3 protein-coding genes are annotated in these 2,007 nt (G+C 20.2%); 1 reads left to right on the top strand and 2 read right to left on the bottom strand.

Annotated features, from left to right (window positions below; all coding sequences use genetic code 11):
- Window positions 1-493 (bottom strand): hypothetical protein (locus ACTTA5_RS07605; protein WP_440649193.1); only part of this gene is annotated, 493 nt, incomplete at its 3' end.
- A 113-nt stretch (window positions 494-606) separates the two neighbouring features.
- On the opposite strand from ACTTA5_RS07605, the gene ACTTA5_RS07600 reads away from it, so the two are divergent.
- Window positions 607-1,257, top strand: a complete 651-nt coding sequence (locus ACTTA5_RS07600; RefSeq protein ID WP_440649191.1) for a methyltransferase domain-containing protein — start codon at window positions 607-609, stop codon at window positions 1,255-1,257.
- Here ACTTA5_RS07600 and ACTTA5_RS07595 read toward each other — a convergent pair.
- On the bottom strand, window positions 1,244-2,007 hold a 764-nt coding region (locus tag ACTTA5_RS07595), incomplete at its 5' end, for a hypothetical protein (RefSeq protein ID WP_440649189.1). The two genes, ACTTA5_RS07600 and ACTTA5_RS07595, sit on opposite strands and share 14 nt — an antisense overlap.

Here is a 2,007-nt window from a genome sequence, read left to right as displayed (position 1 = left end):
TAGAAAATATAACATGATTTAAATAATAATTAACTACACCTCCACCCTCTGATATAAAATTTTTCCAAGAATTATTTTTTTTAATATAATATTGATGTAAGAAATTGTATTTAAATATAAGATTAAAATGTTGTTTATTTTTAATTTTTTCTCTCATTAAAGAAAATATTTTTATATTTGAATAACAATAGTTAACAGCAATTTTCATTTTCCTTAGCTTTGAATATTCTATTAATTCCTGAACTAATTTAATTTTTCTAGATAATGGTTTTTCCAACATCAAATAATTAACAAAGTAATTTTTTTTAATAAATAATTTAATAAAATTTTCTTGGACTACTGGTAATGAGCAACACAAAATAAGATAATATCTATTTTTTTTAATTGCGATTTTATAATCTTCATACTTAAATATATTTATATTTGTAATTAAATTTTTTGATTCAATATTTGGGCTTGCAATATGAATCTCTGCATTTTTATATAAATTCAAAATGATTTTTAAATGATATTTTTGAGAAAAATTTGATCCGATAATTAAAATTTTTTTTTTCAAGATTTTATTAATTGGTAATTAATCATTTATTAGTATAATGACAATCTTAAATGAAAAGAATTAAATTCTATAAAGATAATATCAAAAAGTACATTAAAAATAAAAATTCTAAAATCTTAGTTTTAGGGGCAGATACTTTGGATAAAGATATATTTAATGAACTTGGATATAACAATGTTGTATTTAGTAATTATAACAAAATAACTAACAATAAAGATTATCTTAATATTATGATGCAAGATACAGGTTTAGATAATAATTCTTTTGATTATTGTGTTGCTCACGCTTGCGTGCATCATAGCTCAAAACCTCACAATTCTATATTAGAAATGTACAGAATTTCTTCAAAAGGAGCATTAATTATTGAAGCTAACGACTGTCTTCTCACAAGATTGGCCTGCAAACTTAATGTGGCAGAGGAGTATGAGTTATCAGCAATCAAATCTAACAAAGATCATGGTGGAGTTGATAACACAGAAATACCTAATTATGTATTCAGATGGACTGAGAGAGAAATTGAAAAATTAATAAAATCTTTTGAGCCTCGATACAAACATAAAATCAATTTTAATTATAGTTATGATATTAAACAATTTAATAATTTTTTTCTAAAATTAATCTTTAGTTTATTTTTTAAAATTTTTAAGAAACAACAAAATTTATTATCAATTTTTATTAAAAAACCTTTTAATTTGATTTGAAATATAAATATTTAAATTTAGTGTAGTTTAATTGAATTTTTTTATTTCTTATTAAACATATAGGCTCGACATCATAACAAAATCCACCATCATTACTGTTATGGAATATGTCAAAATTTCCAATACTATTTACATTTTTTATTGAGTCTATTTTATAATCTCTTTGAAACAAAGATTTTACAAAAAAATATCTATAATTTTGAAAATTTTTTAAAATTAAAAAAATAAAGATTAAAATTAAAAAATTTGTAATTAAAAAATTAAATTTTTCAAAAAATTCTATTTTAAAGGAAAATATAAATAAAATAGTTGTTATAGATATTAATAAACCTAATGCAAATCTAATGTCAGGAGCTTGAAGCCATAAAATAAAACTAGATACAAGAGAAAAAATTAAAATAATTTTTGCATAAAAAAATTCTTTCTGTTTTAACAAAGATTTTAAAAAAGGAAAAATAAATATCAAAGATGTAAAACCCATTATTTGTGTAATTGAACTTTTCATAAAATAATTTTTGAACCAAGATAAAAACCAATCATTTGAATGAAGAGAAAATTCTTTGTTCATAAAATTCTCATAATTAGGTGCGGTTCTAGCAAATGATTTAACAATATTTGAGTAATTTTCTATATTGTCTTTTGATATAAAAATATCAAAGCCTAAACAAGAAAAAGATACAGGAAATATTAAACATCCACTTATTATAAAATTTCTTAAAAACCAAATTAACAATAAAAATATAATAAATA

The organism is Candidatus Pelagibacter sp. HIMB1521, from assembly GCF_052047875.1.
Taxonomy (GTDB): domain Bacteria; phylum Pseudomonadota; class Alphaproteobacteria; order Pelagibacterales; family Pelagibacteraceae; genus Pelagibacter.
Note: the sequence above shows the minus strand (reverse complement) of the source record. Positions and strands in the feature narration are given on the sequence as shown.

Excerpts from the sequence above, each read along its gene's own strand:
- ACTTA5_RS07600 (WP_440649191.1), top strand. The coding sequence starts at position 607 with ATGAAAAGAATTAAATTCTATAAAGATAATATCAAAAAGTACATTAAA.